Raw genomic sequence first — 16,819 nt, forward strand, 5'->3', positions numbered from 1 at the left:
CCGGCAGCGAACGCGCTTAGCGTGGCGCAACGACGATCGGAGGCCCGCCCATGTCACGCAATGTCCGTCGCATGTCCTGCACGCCCGAGGATGTCTTCGCCGTGATGGCGGACGGTTGGCTGTACCCCTCATGGGTCGTAGGGGCCTCGCGGATGCGGTCGGTCGACGATGCCTGGCCGGCCGAAGGGGCGCAGTTGCACCACTCTTTCGGCGTGTGGCCCGTGCTGATCGATGACACCACCGAGGTGCGCGAATACGACGCGCCGCGGCGGATCGTGCTGCGTGCGCGCGGTTGGCCGATGGGGGAGGCGCGCGTCGTGATCGAGGTGCGGCCGAGCGATGACGGATGCGTGGTGCGCATCACGGAGGACGCGGTCGCCGGTCCCGGAGCGTGGGTTCCGCGTTGGATCATGAACCCGCCGCTGCACCTGCGCAACGCCGAGACCCTGCAGCGATTGGCGTTCCTGGCGGAGGGCCGGGCCGCGAGAGGGGGATGATCGAAGAGTGAGCGATCTCGACGTCATCGTGGTCGGGTCGGGTCCGAACGGACTCGCCGCCGCCGTGACCCTCGCCAGGGCCGGACTCTCCGTCCGTGTCTACGAGCGCGCCGCGACGCTCGGCGGCGGCGCGTCCTCGGCGGGCCTGACGCTGCCCGGCTTCCTCCACGACGTGTGCTCGGCCGTGCATCCGCTCGCCTTCGAGTCCGCGTTCTTCCAGGCCTTCGGCCTCACCGAACGCGTCGACTTCGTCGTTCCCGAGGTCTCGTTCGCGCATCCGCTCGACGGCGGGCGTGCCGGCCTCGCGTACCGGGACCTCGACCGCACGAGTGAGGAGCTGGGGCGCGACGGCGCCGCCTACGCGCGACTCATGCGCCCGCTCGCCGAGAACACCTCCCGGCTCGCCGAACTCACCGGCGGACCGCTGCTGCGCTTTCCCGCCGACCCCGTGTTCGCCGCGCGATTCGGCCTGCGCGTTCTCGATCAGGGATCGCCGCTGTGGGGATGGAGGTTCCGTGAGGATGCAGCGCCCGCCCTCGTCACCGGCGTGGCCTCGCACTCGATCCTGCCGCAGCCGAGCCTCGCCGCCTCCGGGGCCGGGCTCGCCCTGGGCGCCTACGCACACGCGCACGGCTGGCCGATCCCGATAGGCGGCAGCCAGGCGATCATCGACGCGATGGTCGCGGACCTGCGCGATCACGGAGTCGAGGTCGTGCGCGATCACGAGGTCCGCTCGCTCGCGGAACTGCCTCCTGCCCGCGCAGTGCTGCTGGACGTCACGCCCGCGGCGCTCCTGCGCATCGCCGGCGACGACCTGCCGCCCTCGTACCGGGCCGCGCTCGGCCGGTTCCGTTACGGCGCCGCCGTCGCCAAGGTGGACTTCGCGCTCTCCGCCCCGGTCCCGTGGGCTGATCCGGCGGTGGCGCAGGCCGGCACGGTTCACCTGGGCGGCACCCGTGCCGAGATCGTCGCCGCCGAGAACGACGTCGTCCGCGGGCGGATGCCGGAACGCCCGTATGTGCTGATCTCGCAGCCCTCGCTCTTCGACCGCACGCGCGCCCCCGACGGCGCACACACCCTGTGGGCCTACACGCACGTCCCCGCCGGCAGCGACGTCGACCGGGAGGAGGCCGTCGTCTCGCAGATCGAACGGTTCGCCCCCGGTTTCCGCGACACGATCCTCGCCGCCCGCTCGCGTACCGCCGTCGACCTCGCCCGCCACAATCCGAACTATCCGGGCGGCGACATCGCCGCGGGCAGTCCCGACGTCGCGCAGCTGCTCAAGCGTCCCGTCCTGCGCAGCGACCCCTGGCGCACGCCGCTTCCCGGGGTCTATCTGTGCTCGGCCTCCACCTCGCCCGGCCCGGGTGTGCACGGCCTCGGCGGGTGGTGGGCGGCGCGGAGCGCACTCAGGCACGTGTTCGGCATCCCGGAGGCACCGTCGCTGTCACCGCGTTGAGCGCAGCCGTTCCCAGTCCACGTCGATCGTGCGGGGAAGCGCGCGGGAGAACCGCGCCGGCAGGACCCGGCCGGGCTCCGGCCAGTAGCGTGTGTCGATCACGACCTCGGCCGACGCCGTCGCGCCCTCGAAACCCTCCGCGGCCAGAGCCAGCTCGACCGTGCAGCTCTGGTAGCGCCGCCGAGACGTCGGCGGGGTCGCCGACAGGATGCGGGCGGTGCCGATCCAGGGTGAGCCGAGCCCCGACTCGGTCAGCCTGTCCAGCGCCTGGGCTGCTTCCTCGGTCCAGTCCTCCATGTCACCGACGATAGCGACCGGCCGGTGTGCGCCGACGCACACCGACACACGGATCGGAGCCGCGCCGAGCGGCCGGTAGGCTGCGGGAAACCCGCATCCCCCCTTCGAAAGGGCCCTCATGGCCGACCGTGAATACGGCTTCCGCACGCGCGCCATCCACGCAGGCAACATCCCCGACGCCGTCACCGGTGCTCGCGCGCTTCCGATCTACCAGTCCTCGGCGTTCGTCTTCGACGACACGGAGGATGCGGCCGCGCGCTTCGCGCTGCAGAAGTACGGCAACATCTACAGTCGCCTCGCGAACCCCACGACGGCGTCGTTCGAAGAGCGCATCGCCTCGCTCGAGCAGGGGCTCGGCGCCGTCGCCACCTCCAGCGGACTCTCTGCGCAGTTCATCACGTTCGCCTCGCTCGCGGGGGCGGGCGATCACATCGTGGCCAGCGCCAATCTCTACGGCGGCTCGATCACCCAGCTCGACGTGACGCTGCGCCGCTTCGGAGTGGAGACGACGTTCGTCGCCTCGGCGGACCCCGCCGACTACGCCGCCGCCATCACGGACCGCACCAAGGCGGTCTTCGCGGAGACCGTGGCCAACCCCTCCGGCGAGGTCGCCGACATCGAGGGGCTCGCGGCCGTGGCGCACGCCGCCGGTGTTCCGCTCGTGATCGATTCGACGGTCGCCACTCCCTACCTGTGTCGTCCGATCGAATGGGGCGCCGACATCGTCGTGCACTCCGCCACCAAGTTCCTCGGCGGCCACGGCACCTCGCTGGGAGGCGTCGTCGTCGAGTCGGGTCGCTTCGACTGGTCGGGCGAGCGGTTCCCGCTGTTCACCGAGCCGGTGCCGAGCTACGGCGGTCTCGAGTGGTCGGGCAACTTCGGCGAGTACGCCTTCCTCACGCGCCTGCGCGCCGAGCAGCTGCGCGACATCGGCCCGGCGCTCGCGCCGCACTCGGCGTTCCTGCTGGCGCAGGGCGTGGAGACGCTGCCGTACCGGATGAAGGCGCACGTCGAGAACGCCCGTGCCGTGGCCGAATGGCTCGACGCCGACCCGCGCGTCGAGTACGTGACCTGGGCGGGGCTGCCCGGCCACATCCACCACGACCGGGCGAAGAAGTACCTGCCCGAGGGGCCCGGCGCCGTCTTCAGCTTCGGGGTCAAGGGTGGCCGTGCGGCCGGTCGCACCTTCATCGAGTCGGTCGATCTCGCCAGCCATCTCGCCAACATCGGCGACGCGAAGACGCTCGTCATCCACCCCGCGTCCACGACCCACGCGCAGCTGACCGAGCAGCAGCTCGTCGACGGCGGTGTGCTGCCGGGGCTCGTGCGCATCAGCGTCGGCATCGAGGATGTCGACGACATCATCTACGACCTCGACCAGGCCCTCGCCGCGGCGCAGGAGGCATGATGAACGACGTGACCGCCCTCGAGGAGACCGTCGAGACACGCCTGCCGAACGGGCTGACGTGCGCCCTGCCCGCCAGCTCGCCCCTCGCCAAGCTGCTGCGCTCGCAGCGCACCTGGGAGGGGCCGGGTGCGAAGGAGCGCCTCGCGATCCTCCGCGCCGCGAAGAGCATCGCGATCGTGGGCGCCTCAGCGAATCCCGCGCGATCCAGCTACTTCGTCGGGACGTACCTCCTGCAGTCCGGCGACTACCGGGTGTACTTCGTGAATCCCAACGCCACCGAGATCCTCGGTCAGCCGGCTTATCCCGACCTCGCCTCGCTGCCGGAGGTGCCCGACATCGTCGACGTCTTCCGCCGCGCCGACGACATCCCCTCGGTCATCGACGATGCGATCGCGATCGGTGCACCCACCGTCTGGGTCCAGCTCGGGATCTGGAACGAGGATGCGGCGCGCTACGGCGAGAGCAAGGGACTGACCGTCGTCATGGACCGCTGCATCAAGATCGAGCACGCGCGCTTCCACGGCGGTCTGCACCTCATGGGATTCGACACCGGCCAGATCAGCTCCCGGCGTACGCTGCGGTGAGCGCGACGCGGCTCGGCCCCGCCGTCGGCCACCTCACGCGGATCGGCACGGCGACCGTCCTCGCGGGGGTGGGCACCGGCCTCGCCGTGCTGTTGCTGGTGTGGATCGTCCACTCGATCGAGCACCTCGTCTGGGGCGACGGCCGAGGCCCCTTCCTCGACGGACTCGCCGCACCGGCGGAGTCCTGGCTGCCGCTGGTCACCGTCAGCGCGGCCGGCGTCATCGCGGCCGTCGGCTGGTACCTCATCCGCCGCTTCGGGAGGCCGGTCGCGAGCGTCGAGCAGGGCGTCGCGGGGCGACGGATGCCCGTGGTGGAGACCCTCGTCGACACCGTCCTGCAGGTCGTCTCCGTCGCGCTGGGCGCATCGATCGGCAAGGAGGTCGCCCCGCGCGAGCTCGCCGCGATGGCGTCGTCGAAAGTCGTCGGGTGGTTCCGCCTGACGCCGCGCTGGCGCCGCATCCTGATCGCGTCGGCCGCGGGGGCCGGTCTCGCGGCCGTCTACAACGTGCCGTTGGGCGGCGCGGTGTTCGCGGTGGAAATCCTCCTCGGCGAGTTTTCGATCGCCGCCGCCGTGACCGCGCTCGCGGTCAGCGCGATCGCGACCCTGGTCGCGCGGCCGCTCGTGGGCGACCAGTCGCTGTACGACCTCGGATCGATCGAGGTCAACGCGTCGCTGCTCGTGGCGGCTGTGGTCATCGGACCGCTGATGGGAGTGGTCGCCACCAGTTTCGTGGCGGCGACGAAGCGTCTGAGCGCCTTCCGGCCCACCGGCTGGAAGCTGCTCGTCGTGCTCCCGATCGTGTTCGCCGCCGTCGGCGCCGTGGGGATGTTCTTCCCGCTCATCCTCGGAAACGGGCGCGCACTGGCGACCGCCGGCTTCGAGCTGAGCGAGCCCGTCGTGTTCCTGCTCATCCTCGCGGTGCTCAAGTACGTCGCGACCACGCTCTCCCTCGGAGCGGGCGCCATCGGCGGAACGCTGCAGCCCTCCGTCGCGATCGGCGCCGCACTGGGCGCGGCAGCAGCGGCGGGATGGGCGCTGCTCTGGCCGGGAGCGAGCGGCACAGGACTCGCGGTCGTCGCCGCGGCCGCCTTCCTCGCTGCGAACATGCGCGCCCCGTTCACCGCGATCGCCCTGATCATCGAGTTCACCAACACGGGCTTCTCGCTCCTGCTGCCGATCTTCCTCGCGGTCGCCGGTTCGCTCGCGGTCGCGGGGCTGCTGAAGCGCGGCGGTCTCGCCGGCTTCACGCCCATCGACCCCGGTCGCGAGTAGCCGCGCGTCCCGGGCGCTGAGGCTCCGCGATGCGTGCCGCGACGGCGGCGATGACGGCATCGACGTCGAAGGCGAACTGCGCGTCGCCGTAGGCGTCGAAACCGCTCTCATCGAGCCGGCGCAGCACGCCGAGCTCCGTGGCGCCCGTCTCGCGGAGCATCCCGCGGAACTGCGCGACCTGCGGGTGCCCGCCCGCCCCCGCGGCCGCGACCTCCTCCCGGGCGAAGCCCGTGGCGACGGTCGTCAACAGCAACAGGGTGCGCCCCGCGGCGACCTCGTCGAGTCCGCCGTCGAGCAGCCGTTCCAGCACGATCTCCGCAGGCCGGACCGCGGCGAGCGTCGCCCGAGACAGGGTGCGGAAGTGCTCGACGAGGGCACCCGAAGCGACCAACGACTGCCGCATCCCCTCGGCGAACGCGCGGCACGCATCGGGCCAGGGGGCATCGGCGGGGACCTCGAGCGCCGAGAGGCGGGTGAGGAACACATCTTCGGCGAGAAGCTCGAGAAGGCCCTCGCGCCCGTGCACGTAGTGGTGCAGCGCCTTGCGATCGACCCCGAGGGCGTCGGCGACGCCCTGCATCGTGAGCTCCTCCGCGGGCAGCCGCCGCGCAGCGTCGAGGATGGCGGCGCGGTCCAGGCCCGCCCGTTCGCCGCGTCCTCGACGCGAGGGGGATTCTGGCGTCACGTCGGCTCCGTCTCCTGGATCTTCCCGGGCGTATGGGTCCTGACGAGCGTAGTATTTCCCGTGCGGGATTATCCGTCGAACGGCGACGGCCCGCTCGAGAGAAGGGCTCTGCAATGTCGGAGAGTGTGGTGTTGACCGCGAACAGCACGATCGCGCAATGGCTGGAACACCCCGTCGGGGGCGATCTCATCCGGGGGCTGCTCGCGGCATCGGGGACGTCGGAGGACGCGCTGGGCCCCGTCCGGTCGCAGCCGCTCCAGCAGCTCGTCGCGCTCAGCCAGGGGCAGCTGCCGCAGTCGGTCGTCGACGACCTCGTCCGCCAGGCGAACGGCGGCACGATGCCCGAGCAGACGGGCCCTGCGCCGTGGGTCGAGCGCGTGGTCGCAGGCCGCTTCGCCGGTCGCACGGTCATCGTCACGGGCGCCGCATCCGGGATCGGGCGCGCCGTGGCCTCGCGGGTGCTCCGCGAGGACGGCCGCGTCATCGCCGTCGACGTCTCCGCCGATCGCCTCGACGAGCTGGTGGCGGCGCATGACGGGGAGAAGCTCGTGGCGGTCGCCGGCGACATCACCGACCAGGGCGCTGTCGACCGGATCGTCGCGGCCGCCGGAGAGCGGATCGATGCGCTCGCCAACGTCGCCGGGATCATGGACGACTTCTCGCCGCTCGGCGAGACGACGGATGCGGTCTGGGAGCGCGTCATGTCGGTCAACGTCACCGGCACTTTCAAGCTGTCGCGCGCGGTGATCCCCGCGATGACCGCCGCCGGGGCCGGTGCCATCGTCAACGTCTCCTCGGAAGCGGGGCTGCGCGGCAACGCGGCAGGGACCGCCTACACCGCCTCGAAGCACGCCGTCGTCGGGCTCACCAAGTCGGCGGCCTTCATGTACGGCCCCGCCGGGATCCGCGTGAACGCCGTGGCGCCGGGCGCCGTCGCCACCGGTATCGCTCTGCCGCCGCACCTCTCGGAGAGCGGCCGTGCACGGGTGGCACCCTTCGAGCAGCTCATCCCGACCGTGGCCACGGCGGAGCAGCTCGCCGCATCCATCACCTTCCTGCTCTCGGACGATGCGGCCAACATCAACGGCGTGATCCTCGCGTCGGATGGAGGATGGTCGGTGCAGTGACGCCTCGGGGGCGGCGGTAGGCTCTCCCGGTGACCGACGCCCCCGCACGCGTGCTTGCGCCACGCACTCCGGCCTTCATCCTCACCTGCATCGGGACGGGGCTGCTGGCCGGCCTGCTGTCCGGGCTGTTCGGCGTGGGCGGCGGCACCGTGATCGTTCCGCTGCTGGTGCTGTTCCTGAAGTTCGACCAGCGTCTGGCTGCGGGAACCTCGCTCGCGGCCATCGTGCCGACGGCGGCCGTCGGCGTGATCTCCTACGCCGTACACGGGTCGGTCGCGTGGGTGCCGGCGATCCTTCTCGCCGTGGGCGCCGTCGTGGGCGCGCAGATCGGCACGTGGCTGCTCCCGCGCATTTCGCAGACCGCGTTGCGCTGGGGATTCGTCGCCTTCATCGTCGTGGTGATCGCGAGCCTGTTCTTCGTCATCCCCTCTCGCGACGCACACATCGAGGTGACGGTGGTCTCCGGCATCGCCCTCGTCGTGGTGGGTGTGTTCACGGGCATCATGGCGGGTCTGATCGGTGTCGGCGGCGGCGTGATCGTCGTCCCGATCCTCGTGCTCGTCTTCGGCGCCAGCGACCTGGAAGCGAAGGGGACCTCGCTGCTGTTCATGATCCCCACCGCCCTGTCGGGAACGATCGGGAACCTGCGTCGAAAGAACGTCGACCTGGTCGCCGCGGCCCTCGTCGGCGTCGCCGCCTGCACGACCACGGCGCTGGGCGCGTGGATCGCGACACTGCTCGACCCCTTCGTCGCCAACGTCCTGTTCGCCGCGTTCCTGGTCTTCATCGGCACGCAGATGGCGATCAAGGCCGTCCGCGGGCGCAAGCGCTGAGCGATTTCTGACGGCGGCCGCTCGCGGGCCGCTCGGTAGGATGGGGCTGTGCCCGTGAATCCCACCCTCGTCGAGCGCGCCTTCGAGCCGACACCGCCGTATCTCGTCGGCCGCGAGAAGGTGCGCGAGTTCGCCCGCGCCGTCTTCGCCACCGACCCCCAGCACACCGATCCGGCCGCAGCGCAGGCGCTCGGCTACGCCGACGTCGTCGCGCCGCCGACCTTCGCCATGGTGATCCAGGACCTCACTCTGCAGCAGCTGCTGGCGGAGCCCGACTCGGGAATCGCCCTCGAGCGCACGATCCATGCCGAGCAGCGCTTCCGCTACTCGCGGCCCATCGTCGCCGGTGACGAGCTCACCGCGCAGCTGCGCGTGACGGGCGTGCGTGCCGTGGGCAAGGGCGCCATGGTCACGAGCGAGGCCGAGGTGACGGATGCGACCGGCGCGCACGTCGTGACCGCCACATCCATCCTGCTGATCGGGGGCGAGGAATGACCGCGTACGAGATCGGGCAGGTCGTCGCCGAGCGTGACGTGCACCTGACCCGCGAGTCGCTCGTGCGCTATGCGGGCGCGTCGGGCGACTTCAACCCCATCCACTTCCGCGACGACGTCGCCGCCCGCGTCGGACTGCCCGGTGTCCTCGCCCACGGCATGCTCACGATGGGCCTGTCGGTCGAGACGATCGTGCCGTGGCTCGGAGATGCCGGCCGCATCCGCGAGTATGGCGTGCGCTTCACGCGACCCGTCGTCGTCGATGCCGAGACGGGAGCCGACGTGCGCGTCGTCGCCACCGTCGGCCAGATCGACGACGAGACGCTGCGCATCGACCTGACGGTGACCCACGCCGACACGACCGTGCTGGGCAAGGCGCAGGTGCGGGTGACCCGCGAGGCATGACCGCCGTAGAACCGCTGCCGCTCGCGCAGCTGACCACGCTGGCCACGGGCGCCGCCCCCGCGCGGATGCGCGAGGCGCGGTCCCGCAACGAGCTGATCGCCGCGCTGCGCGAGGTCTGGGCCGATGGCGACGACTGGTTCGTGCTCGGCGGCGGGTCGAACCTCCTGGTCGGCGACGAGCCCTTCGACGGCACCGTGGTGCGTGTGCTGACCCGGGGCATCGAACGGCTGGCCTCGCCCCGCGCGGGCTTCGTGCGTCTGCGGGTGCAGGCGGGCCACGACTGGGACGCGCTGGTCGCCGACACCGTGACGGCGGGGCTCGCCGGCATCGAGGCGATGAGCGGCATCCCCGGCACCGTCGGTGCTGCTCCCGTGCAGAACGTCGGAGCGTACGGGCAGGACATCTCGCAGACCCTCGTCGAAGTCGAACTCATCGACGAGTCGACCGGCGATGTCTCCACGGTGCCCGCCACCGACTTGAATCTCGGCTTCCGCACCTCGGTGCTCAAGCACCACTACGGATCCGTCGCCGCCCGTCGGGCCGTGATCCTCTCGGCCACCCTCGAACTGCAGCAGGTCGGTCATGGCGTGGGGCCGGTGCGCGGCGAGCAGCTGCGCCGGGCGCTGGGACTGGGAGCGGATGCGGTCGTCTCGCTCGCAGAGGTGCGAGACACGGTGCTCGCCACCCGCCGCAGCAAGGGCATGGTCCTCGACCCCGATGACGCCGACACGCGCTCCGCGGGTTCGTTCTTCCAGAACGCGGTGGTGTCGCAGGAGTTCGCGCGCACCCTTCCGGCCGAGTGCCCGAGATGGCCGCTCGAGCCCGAGATCGAACCGGTGCGCGTCATCCCGCTCGACCAGTTCGACGGCTACGTCCCGCCGGCCCCGGTGCGCTCGATCGACGTGAAGGTCAGCGCCGCATGGCTCATCGAGCACGCGGGGATCGGCAAGGGCTTCCGCATCGGACGTTCGCGCGCCGCGGTGTCGAGCAAGCACGCCCTCGCGCTGACGAACCGCGGTGGGGCGACGGCGGGCGAGATCGCCGAGCTCGCGCGCTTCATCCAGCAGCGGGTGCAGCAGGAGTTCGGACTGATCCTCCAGCCCGAACCCGTGCTCGTCGGCGTCGAGCTCTAGCCGATCGTCACCGCATCGCGCGCGGCGCGGCGGGCGATGATCACCACGCCCGCGGCCGCGGCGCCGAACATGACCGCGAGGATCGCCCATCCGGCCGTGCCGAGGTTGATCGCCGTCATCGTCACGACGGTGGGGGCGATCATCGCGCCGAGGGCGTAGCCGGTGCCGTAGACGCCCTGGTAGCTGCCCATCCGCTCCTGCGAGGCCAGATCGAAGCTCAGGCTCCAGCCGGCGGCGCTCGAGGTGATCTCGGCGAGCGAGTGCACGAGAGCGGCGGCCAGCAGGATGACGGCGGCGACCGCGATCGGCCCCCACCCGTCGCCGCCGACCCACCCGGCCCCCGCCCACAGCGCGCAGGCGAGCACCATCAGCACGCCCGCGTTGCGCATGGCGCGTCCGGCCCCCGCGAAGGTGCCGGTGCCGCGGCTCATACGCACCTGCAGCAGGACCACGACGACCGTGTTCACGAGCAGGAGCGGGCTCACGAGCACGTCGGGGGCGACGGTGTGCGCGACGACCCAGAGCGGCACGCCGACCTCGTACAGCCCGAACTGGATGCCGAAGACGCCCATGAGCGCGGTCAGCGACAGGAAGCGCGCATCGCGGTAGGGACTGCGTCCCTTCTGCGATGCGCTGTCCGCATCCGCCGCGTCGGACGACGCCCGCGGCGCGTCGACGCGCTCCGCCGACAGGCCGCTCACCAGCACCGCGGAGACGAGGAACAAGGCGCCCGCGATCGACATCGTCAGCTGGAACGCGAACGCCGTACCGAGCGCGAGGGGGATCGCGGCGACCGCGGTTCCCACGCCGATGCCGACGTTGGTGACGGTGCGCATCGTCGCGCGGATGCGGACACGGTCCTCGCCGAGGAACGCGCGGCCGACGACGGCGGAGCGCACACTCGCGTTCCCCTGCTGGGCGAGGGTGACCAGCGACGCCGCGATCACGAGGGTCAGCAGGTCGTGGACGACGACGTAACCGATGAGGGCGGCCCCCTGCAGCAGGTGCAGCCACAGGAGCATCCGACGGGCACTGAAGCGATCGGCCAGGTGCCCGAAGGTGAGCGAGCTCGCCACGCCGACGGCGCCCGCGATCGTCAGGCCGATGCCCACGGAGAGCACCGGCACGCCCACGATGATCGTCAGATACAGCGTCGTGAGCGTGAAGAAGGCGCCTCGGCCGAGCGTGTCGACCAGCGTGATCGTCAGCAGGCGCCGCAGGGTCTGGTCGTCGGAGATGAGGGTGCGCAGGGGAACGGTGGGGGTGGTGCTCGTCACCGCTCCATTCCCGCAGCGGCTTCGCGTTCGTGCAATCGATGTAGATTATGGCTTCATGATCCGGTACGAGATGGAAGCAGCGGATGTGTCCGCCATCCGCTTCGGCGTCTCGCCGCTGTCTGAGCTCGGACTCGCGCTGCGCGCCCTCTACGAGCCGGAATGGTTCCCGCTGCAGCGCCCGTGGGTGCAGCGCATCGCCGGCGTGCGGTCGCTGCTCGACGAGGAGATGCTGCTCGCGCTCGTCAACGACAGGCGATGGGTCGCGGACTTCGTGAACCCGCGTCCCTCATCGCCGCTGACGTCCTTGGAGGACGAACTCGCCGACCTCGGCAGGATCAGCCGGACGCATCTGTACGCGGACCTCGAGAAGGTGCACGGGAGCGTGCCCCGCGTCTTCCGCGGGCGCCACGATGTCGTCGTCGCGCGCCTGCAGCGCGCTCTCGCGACGGCGTGGGATCTCTGCTTCGCCCCGCACTGGGCGCGCATGCACGCCGTCATGCAGGCCGACATCGCCTATCGCGGACGCATCGCCGCCCAGGCGGGCATCGGGGCCGTGCTGAACGGACTCTCGGATGCGGTGCGCTACGACGGCCGGCACCTGGACGTGCGGCTGTGGAACCCGCAGGTGCGTCATCGGCCCGTCCTCGGCGACGGTCTGACGCTCGTGCCGTCGATCTTCACGGCGCGCGTGTCGACCCCGATCGACGACGATCTGCCGCCGACCGTGATGTACCCCGCGCGCGGCCAGGGCGCGATGTGGTCCGCCGCCGTCGGCCCGGACGCCGCGGCCGTCACCGACCTGCTCGGCCGCACGCGCGCGGTGCTGCTCGCCGAGCTCGGCGAGCCTGCATCCTCGACGGACCTGGCGCTGCGGCTGGGGGTGTCGACCTCTGCCGTGAACCAGCACCTGCGGGTGATGGCGCGGGCGGGGCTGCTCAATCGCGCCCGCTACGGCCGCGCCGTGCTCTACTACCGCAGCGCCGCCGGCGACGCCCTGTGCGCCGAACCCTCCCGCGCGTAGCCCGCGCCCCGGCCCGCCCCGGGAGGCAGGTGCCCGAGTTGCGTCGCTGTTGCGCGGATGCGGCAGGTATCCGCATCCGCGACAGTTCTTCTCTGTGGCGGGTGCGCAAATGTGTAGCGGTCCGCGGGGCCGCGGGCAGCGACCCATGCGTAGGCTCGGTGCCATGACCGATCTCACCCGCCCCCAGACGCCGGACCCCTATCCGCTTCTTCCCGCGGTGGCCTCGTTCACCGTCACCAGCGACGACGTCACCGACGGTGCATCGCTGAAGGACGACCAGGTCGCCGCCCTCGGCAACACCTCGCCGCAGCTGTCGTGGTCGGGCGCTCCCGAGGGGACGCAGTCCTACGTCATCACGTGCTTCGACCCCGACGCTCCGACCCCCAGCGGCTTCTGGCACTGGGTGCTCGTCGACGTTCCCGCATCCATCACGTCTCTCGACGCCGGAGCAGCCGCGGCGGAACTGCCCGCGGGTGCGTTCCACGTGCGCAACGACGGCGGGCAGCCCGGCTTCATGGGCGCCGCGCCGCCGGAGGGCGACCAGGTGCACCGGTACTACTTCGTCGTGCACGCCGTGTCCGAGCGGACGCTCGGAGTGGATGCGGACGCCTCACCCGCCGTGGTCTCGTTCAACCTCGCGTTCAAGACCCTCGGCCGCGCGATCATCCACGGCACGTACCAGCACTGACTCCTCCGACATGAGCGAGGTGCTGGGGTGGGGGACCATCGTCCTCGTGCTGAGCGTCCCCGTGATCTTCGTGCTCGTGAGCGTCTCCACCCATCGCCGCCAGCGATCGGGCGGTGCGGATGCGGGCTCGTCGGGCGGGCTGCTCGGATTCGACGAGCTGTTCCATCCGTCCGCGCACGAGGCGCGGCTCGTGTGGGAGGCGGAGCAGGAGATCCCGGTTCCCGCGCCCACGCCCGACAAGGGCCACGGCGTGATCGAGGATGGCTCCCGGATCACGATCGAGGTTCCGGGAGCCTCCTCGCCGAACGCCGCGAGCTGAGCCGTTTCAGGGACGCGCCCCTCAGGCGAACAGGCGCTGCAGGCGCTGCACGCCCTCCAGCAGCGCGTCGTCGCCCAGCGCGTACGACAGGCGCAGGTACCCGGACGGGCCGAACGCCTCGCCCGGGACCACGGCGACCTCTGCCTTCTCGAGGATGAGGTCGGCGAGCTCGAGCGTCGACGTCGGTGTGACGCCGTCCCACTCCCGGCCGAGGAGCCCCCGCACGTCGGGGTAGACGTAGAACGCGCCGAGCGGGTTGGGAACCGTGACGCAGTCGATCTTCGACAGCTCGTCGACGATGAGGCGGCGGCGACGGTCGAACGCGACCCGCATCGCCTCGGCCTCGTCCTGCGGGCCCGTGAGGGCGGCGAGGGCGGCGCGCTGCGCGATGTTGTTGACGTTGCTCGACAGGTGGGACTGGAGGTTTCCGGCGACCTTGATCGCGTCGGCGGGGCCCACCATCCAGCCCACGCGCCAGCCCGTCATGGCGTACGTCTTCGCGACTCCGTTGACGAGGATGGTCTGGCCGGCGAGCTCCGGCACGGCCTCGACGATCGACACCGCACGGGCGCCCTCGTAGACGAGGTTCTGGTAGATCTCGTCGGTGATGACCCAGATGCCGTGCGCGAGGGCCCACTCGCCGATCGCGCGCGTCTCCTCCGGCGTGTAGACGCTGCCGGTCGGGTTGGAGGGGGAGACGAACACGAGCACGGTGGTGCGGTCGGTACGGGCGGCCTCGAGCTGGTCGACCGTGACCTTGTAGTCCTGGTCCGCACCGGCGAACACCTCGACCGGCACACCGTCGGCGAGACGGATGGTCTCCGGGTACGTCGTCCAGTACGGCGCGGGCAGCAGGACCTCGTCGCCCGGGTTCACGACGGCCTGGAATGCCTGGTAGACGGACTGCTTGCCGCCGTTGGTCACGATGATCTGAGAGGGGGAGACCTCGAGGCCGGAGTCGCGGAGCGTCTTCGCCGCGATCGCCTCACGCAGCGCCGGCAGACCGACGGCGGGCGTGTAGCGGAAGTTCGCCGGGTCCTTCAGCGCCTCCGCGGCCGCATCCACGATGAACTGCGGCGTCGGGAAGTCGGGCTCGCCCGCGGCATAGGAGATGACGGGGCGTCCGGCGGCCTGCAGGGCCTTCGCCTTCGCATCGACCTTGAGGGTCGCGGATTCGGCGATGGCGGAGAGCTTGCGGGAGACGGGAGCGCGTTCGGTCACCCTCCGAGCCTAGCGGGGGAGCGTCCGCCGCAGCAGGGCCGAAGGCCCCGGGCGGGTGTGGAAACATGATCGGGTGAGCGCACCCCGCATGCAGGTCTGGGCCCTCGACGGTATCGCCGAGGTCGCCGCAGGCGACGACCTCGCCACGATCATCGGAGACGCGCTCGCGGCGGATGCGGACGGCATCGCCGACGGTGACATCCTCGTCGTGACCTCCAAGATCGTCTCGAAGGCGGAGGGGCGCCAGCTGGCCGCATCCGATCGTGAGGACGCGATCACGGCGGAGACCGTGCGGGTCGTCGCGGTGCGCGGCACGACCCGGATCGTGGAGAACCGACTCGGCGTCGTGGGAGCAGCGGCCGGCGTCGACGCCTCGAACACCCCCGAGGGAACGATCCTGCTGCTGCCGATCGACCCGGATGCGTCGGCTCGCGCGCTGTGCGCCGCGCTGCGGGCGCGCTTCGGCGTGCGTCTGGGCATCGTCGTGAGCGACACCCTGGGCCGGGCATGGCGTATCGGGCAGACCGACATCGCGATCGGCGCGGCGGGGATGCGGGTCGTCGACGATCTGCGCGGCGGGACTGACGCGCAGGGACGCCCCCTCGTGGTGACCGTGCCCGTCGTCGCGGACGAGATCGCGTCGGCCGGCGACCTGGTGAAGGGGAAGGCGACGGGGCGCCCCGTCGCCGTCGTCCGCGGGTTGGAGCGCTACGTCACCGACGAGGTCGACGTCCCTGGCGCGCGCACGCTGCCCCGCACGGGCGAGCACGACATGTTCCGCCTCGGTACCGACGAGGCGATCGCGATGGGGCGCCAGGTCGGCTACGCCGACGGGTTCGCCGCCGGGCGCGCATCGCGCGGCTGAGCCCGAACTCCTGCAGAACGGGCGTTCGCCGTGGGGCGGCCGGCTGATCGGGGCGATCCTGCAGGAGTCCGGCGCGCGGATCGTTAGCGCTTCGTTGCGCGGGGAGGCCTGCCGCGTGCCTAGCGTGGAGGGATGCGGAAGACGGGGGCCTTCATCGCGGTGCTGCTGGCGGCGACGCTGACCGGCTGCGCGGGGGCGCTCCCGTTCGTGTCGGGCGAGCCGCGCGGCGACGCCGTGCCGATCGAAGAGTTGCGCTGCGGCGACGGGTTCGGCGGAGTGGATCCGGATGTGGTCGCCGGCGCCGTGCCCGACGGCTTCGAATCCGTGGCGCTGCACCGCTGCGAGGGATTCACCACGCAGGCGGATGCCGAAGGCGTCTGGGCCGGCTCCCGCGTCGAACGCTTCGAGGGGGATCTGAGCGAGCTGCTCGCGGCCCTTGCCGAGCCGAACGCTGCGGCGGCTTTCGCCTGCCCGGCGTCGATGTGGATCGGTCCGGAGCTGTGGCTGGAGGGCGCCGACGGCCGATTCATCCGGGTGCCGTATCCGTCGGACGGCTGCGCGCAGCCGCGACTCGACGTGCTGGATCGCATCGAGGCCGCCGTGTCGCGGCTCAGTCTCGTCGAGGAGCGGTTCCAGCGCGGCGGCCTCATCGAGTCCGCCGAGGCGACGGCCGCGGGCTGCACATCGACGGCGGGCCTGCTGGTGCGGACCGATGTGCTGGCCGGCGTGGATATCGACCAGGCCACGGTCGTCCCGGAGGTCGGCGCGACGGCCGTCCCCGTGCCGCCGCCTCCGCTTCCGGGCGCCGACGAGGTGACGGGGATGCGGGTCTGCCGATACGCACCGGCGCCGCTTCCCGCAGAAGGGTCGGTGCTGAGCATCCGCGGCGTGTTGCCGTTCTCGGGCGTCGACGATCTCGACCGCGAGGGCGCGGCGCGAGTGCTCGCCCTCTTCGGAGAGGCGGGTCCCGCGGGGGCGTGCGAGGCGGAGGCGACATCCACGGTGGTCCTGCATCCGTTGCCGGAGACGCAGGCCGGTGCGACGGTGACCGTGGAACTCGACGGATGCCGGCGCGTGGTGGGCCCGGATCTGCGGGCCGTTGTCGCGCCGGAGGAGATGCTCGCCCTCCTCGCGCCCTGACTTCCATGGCGCCCCGCGAGCGGTGCGGGTGCTGTCGACGCCCGAACTCCTGCAGATCCGCCGGTTCGGCGGCGCCGACGGCGGTCCGGTCG

19 protein-coding genes are annotated in these 16,819 nt (G+C 71.6%); 15 read left to right on the forward strand and 4 right to left on the reverse strand.

Features of this window, described 5'->3' with window-relative positions; genetic code table 11:
- Positions 1-50: 50 nt before the first annotated feature.
- Together QE374_RS12525 and QE374_RS12530 are read left to right on the forward strand one after the other, a co-directional pair.
- Entirely contained in the window at positions 51-497 is a 447-nt protein-coding gene (locus tag QE374_RS12525; protein WP_309735331.1) for an SRPBCC family protein, read from the forward strand.
- A gap of 7 nt (positions 498-504) precedes the next feature.
- Positions 505-1,956, forward strand: a complete 1,452-nt coding sequence (locus QE374_RS12530; RefSeq protein WP_309735333.1) for an NAD(P)/FAD-dependent oxidoreductase — start codon at positions 505-507, stop codon at positions 1,954-1,956.
- On the opposite strand, the gene QE374_RS12535 is transcribed toward QE374_RS12530, so the two are convergent.
- A complete protein-coding gene (locus QE374_RS12535) occupies positions 1,945-2,253 on the reverse strand; it encodes a hypothetical protein (RefSeq protein WP_309735335.1) in 309 nt (102 codons plus the stop codon). The genes QE374_RS12530 and QE374_RS12535 overlap by 12 nt on opposite strands.
- A gap of 118 nt (positions 2,254-2,371) precedes the next feature.
- On the opposite strand from QE374_RS12535, the gene QE374_RS12540 reads away from it, so the two are divergent.
- From QE374_RS12540 to QE374_RS12550, 3 genes are read left to right on the forward strand one after another with little or no spacing between them, the layout of a single operon-like run.
- The gene (locus QE374_RS12540; RefSeq protein ID WP_309735337.1) at positions 2,372-3,661 is read left to right on the forward strand and encodes an O-acetylhomoserine aminocarboxypropyltransferase/cysteine synthase family protein; all 1,290 of its coding nucleotides are present in this window, start codon (positions 2,372-2,374) and stop codon (positions 3,659-3,661) included.
- Positions 3,661-4,245: a CoA-binding protein gene (locus QE374_RS12545; RefSeq protein WP_309735338.1), complete on the forward strand. Its 585-nt coding sequence runs from the start codon at positions 3,661-3,663 to the stop codon at positions 4,243-4,245. Before QE374_RS12540 ends, QE374_RS12545 begins: the two co-directional genes overlap by 1 nt.
- The gene (locus tag QE374_RS12550) at positions 4,242-5,519 is read left to right on the forward strand and encodes a chloride channel protein (RefSeq protein WP_309735340.1); all 1,278 of its coding nucleotides are present in this window, start codon (positions 4,242-4,244) and stop codon (positions 5,517-5,519) included. The genes QE374_RS12545 and QE374_RS12550 overlap by 4 nt, the downstream gene beginning before the upstream one ends.
- On the opposite strand, the gene QE374_RS12555 is transcribed toward QE374_RS12550, so the two are convergent.
- Entirely contained in the window at positions 5,491-6,204 is a 714-nt protein-coding gene (locus QE374_RS12555; protein WP_309735342.1) for a hypothetical protein, read from the reverse strand. The two genes, QE374_RS12550 and QE374_RS12555, sit on opposite strands and share 29 nt — an antisense overlap.
- A 113-nt stretch (positions 6,205-6,317) precedes the next feature.
- Between QE374_RS12555 and QE374_RS12560 the strand changes: the two genes are divergently transcribed.
- Genes QE374_RS12560 through QE374_RS12580 form a run of 5 tightly spaced genes read left to right on the forward strand, consistent with a single transcriptional unit; the run spans position 6,318 to position 10,196 of the window.
- Positions 6,318-7,331, forward strand: coding sequence for an SDR family NAD(P)-dependent oxidoreductase (locus QE374_RS12560; protein WP_309735344.1), 1,014 nt, complete (start codon positions 6,318-6,320; stop codon positions 7,329-7,331).
- Between the two features lie 29 nt (positions 7,332-7,360).
- The gene (locus QE374_RS12565) at positions 7,361-8,164 is read left to right on the forward strand and encodes a sulfite exporter TauE/SafE family protein (protein ID WP_309735346.1); all 804 of its coding nucleotides are present in this window, start codon (positions 7,361-7,363) and stop codon (positions 8,162-8,164) included.
- A 48-nt stretch (positions 8,165-8,212) separates the two neighbouring features.
- A complete protein-coding gene (locus QE374_RS12570) occupies positions 8,213-8,659 on the forward strand; it encodes a MaoC family dehydratase N-terminal domain-containing protein (RefSeq protein WP_309735348.1) in 447 nt (148 codons plus the stop codon).
- Positions 8,656-9,063, forward strand: coding sequence for a MaoC/PaaZ C-terminal domain-containing protein (locus tag QE374_RS12575; RefSeq protein WP_234074700.1), 408 nt, complete (start codon positions 8,656-8,658; stop codon positions 9,061-9,063). The genes QE374_RS12570 and QE374_RS12575 overlap by 4 nt, the downstream gene beginning before the upstream one ends.
- Positions 9,060-10,196, forward strand: coding sequence for a UDP-N-acetylmuramate dehydrogenase (locus tag QE374_RS12580; protein WP_309735351.1), 1,137 nt, complete (start codon positions 9,060-9,062; stop codon positions 10,194-10,196). The genes QE374_RS12575 and QE374_RS12580 overlap by 4 nt, the downstream gene beginning before the upstream one ends.
- Here QE374_RS12580 and QE374_RS12585 read toward each other — a convergent pair.
- Positions 10,193-11,473 carry an MFS transporter gene (locus QE374_RS12585; RefSeq protein WP_309735353.1) on the reverse strand — a complete coding sequence of 427 codons (1,281 nt, stop codon included), beginning with the start codon at positions 11,471-11,473 and terminating at the stop codon, positions 10,193-10,195. The two genes, QE374_RS12580 and QE374_RS12585, sit on opposite strands and share 4 nt — an antisense overlap.
- Positions 11,474-11,528: 55 nt before the next feature.
- On the opposite strand from QE374_RS12585, the gene QE374_RS12590 reads away from it, so the two are divergent.
- The 3 genes from QE374_RS12590 to QE374_RS12600 all read left to right on the forward strand — a co-directional run bounded on the left by QE374_RS12590 (position 11,529) and on the right by QE374_RS12600 (position 13,501).
- Positions 11,529-12,494 (forward strand): DUF5937 family protein, encoded by a 966-nt coding sequence (locus QE374_RS12590; RefSeq protein ID WP_309735355.1) that lies wholly within the window; start codon positions 11,529-11,531, stop codon positions 12,492-12,494.
- A gap of 163 nt (positions 12,495-12,657) precedes the next feature.
- Positions 12,658-13,182 carry a YbhB/YbcL family Raf kinase inhibitor-like protein gene (locus tag QE374_RS12595; protein WP_309735358.1) on the forward strand — a complete coding sequence of 175 codons (525 nt, stop codon included), beginning with the start codon at positions 12,658-12,660 and terminating at the stop codon, positions 13,180-13,182.
- 10 nt (positions 13,183-13,192) lie between these two features.
- Positions 13,193-13,501: a hypothetical protein gene (locus tag QE374_RS12600; RefSeq protein WP_309735359.1), complete on the forward strand. Its 309-nt coding sequence runs from the start codon at positions 13,193-13,195 to the stop codon at positions 13,499-13,501.
- A gap of 21 nt (positions 13,502-13,522) precedes the next feature.
- Here the strand turns inward: QE374_RS12600 and QE374_RS12605 are convergent, their stop codons facing one another.
- Positions 13,523-14,722 carry a pyridoxal phosphate-dependent aminotransferase gene (locus tag QE374_RS12605; protein ID WP_309735361.1) on the reverse strand — a complete coding sequence of 400 codons (1,200 nt, stop codon included), beginning with the start codon at positions 14,720-14,722 and terminating at the stop codon, positions 13,523-13,525.
- A 73-nt stretch (positions 14,723-14,795) separates the two neighbouring features.
- Here QE374_RS12605 and QE374_RS12610 point away from each other — a divergent pair, with 73 nt between their 5' ends.
- Both QE374_RS12610 and QE374_RS12615 read left to right on the forward strand, forming a co-directional pair.
- On the forward strand, positions 14,796-15,587 hold the full coding sequence (locus QE374_RS12610) for a coenzyme F420-0:L-glutamate ligase (RefSeq protein WP_309735363.1): 792 nt from the start codon (positions 14,796-14,798) through the stop codon (positions 15,585-15,587).
- A gap of 132 nt (positions 15,588-15,719) precedes the next feature.
- Complete coding sequence (locus tag QE374_RS12615) at positions 15,720-16,727, forward strand: hypothetical protein (protein WP_309735365.1); 1,008 nt, start codon at positions 15,720-15,722, stop codon at positions 16,725-16,727.
- Positions 16,728-16,819: the final 92 nt, after the last annotated feature.

Source organism: Microbacterium sp. SORGH_AS_0428 (assembly GCF_031453615.1).
In the GTDB taxonomy this organism is placed as follows: domain Bacteria; phylum Actinomycetota; class Actinomycetes; order Actinomycetales; family Microbacteriaceae; genus Microbacterium.

Bases quoted from the DNA above. Each gene is read 5' to 3' on its own strand.
- QE374_RS12525 (WP_309735331.1), top strand. From the start codon at position 51: ATGTCACGCAATGTCCGTCGCATGTCCTGCACGCCCGAGGATGTCTTC.
- QE374_RS12535 (WP_309735335.1), bottom strand. From the start codon at position 2,253: ATGGAGGACTGGACCGAGGAAGCAGCCCAGGCGCTGGACAGGCTGACC.
- QE374_RS12540 (WP_309735337.1), top strand. From the start codon at position 2,372: ATGGCCGACCGTGAATACGGCTTCCGCACGCGCGCCATCCACGCAGGC.
- QE374_RS12545 (WP_309735338.1), top strand. From the start codon at position 3,661: ATGAACGACGTGACCGCCCTCGAGGAGACCGTCGAGACACGCCTGCCG.
- QE374_RS12560 (WP_309735344.1), top strand. From the start codon at position 6,318: ATGTCGGAGAGTGTGGTGTTGACCGCGAACAGCACGATCGCGCAATGG.
- QE374_RS12575 (WP_234074700.1), top strand. From the start codon at position 8,656: ATGACCGCGTACGAGATCGGGCAGGTCGTCGCCGAGCGTGACGTGCAC.
- QE374_RS12580 (WP_309735351.1), top strand. From the start codon at position 9,060: ATGACCGCCGTAGAACCGCTGCCGCTCGCGCAGCTGACCACGCTGGCC.
- QE374_RS12590 (WP_309735355.1), top strand. From the start codon at position 11,529: ATGATCCGGTACGAGATGGAAGCAGCGGATGTGTCCGCCATCCGCTTC.
- QE374_RS12595 (WP_309735358.1), top strand. From the start codon at position 12,658: ATGACCGATCTCACCCGCCCCCAGACGCCGGACCCCTATCCGCTTCTT.
- QE374_RS12600 (WP_309735359.1), top strand. From the start codon at position 13,193: ATGAGCGAGGTGCTGGGGTGGGGGACCATCGTCCTCGTGCTGAGCGTC.
- QE374_RS12615 (WP_309735365.1), top strand. From the start codon at position 15,720: ATGCGGAAGACGGGGGCCTTCATCGCGGTGCTGCTGGCGGCGACGCTG.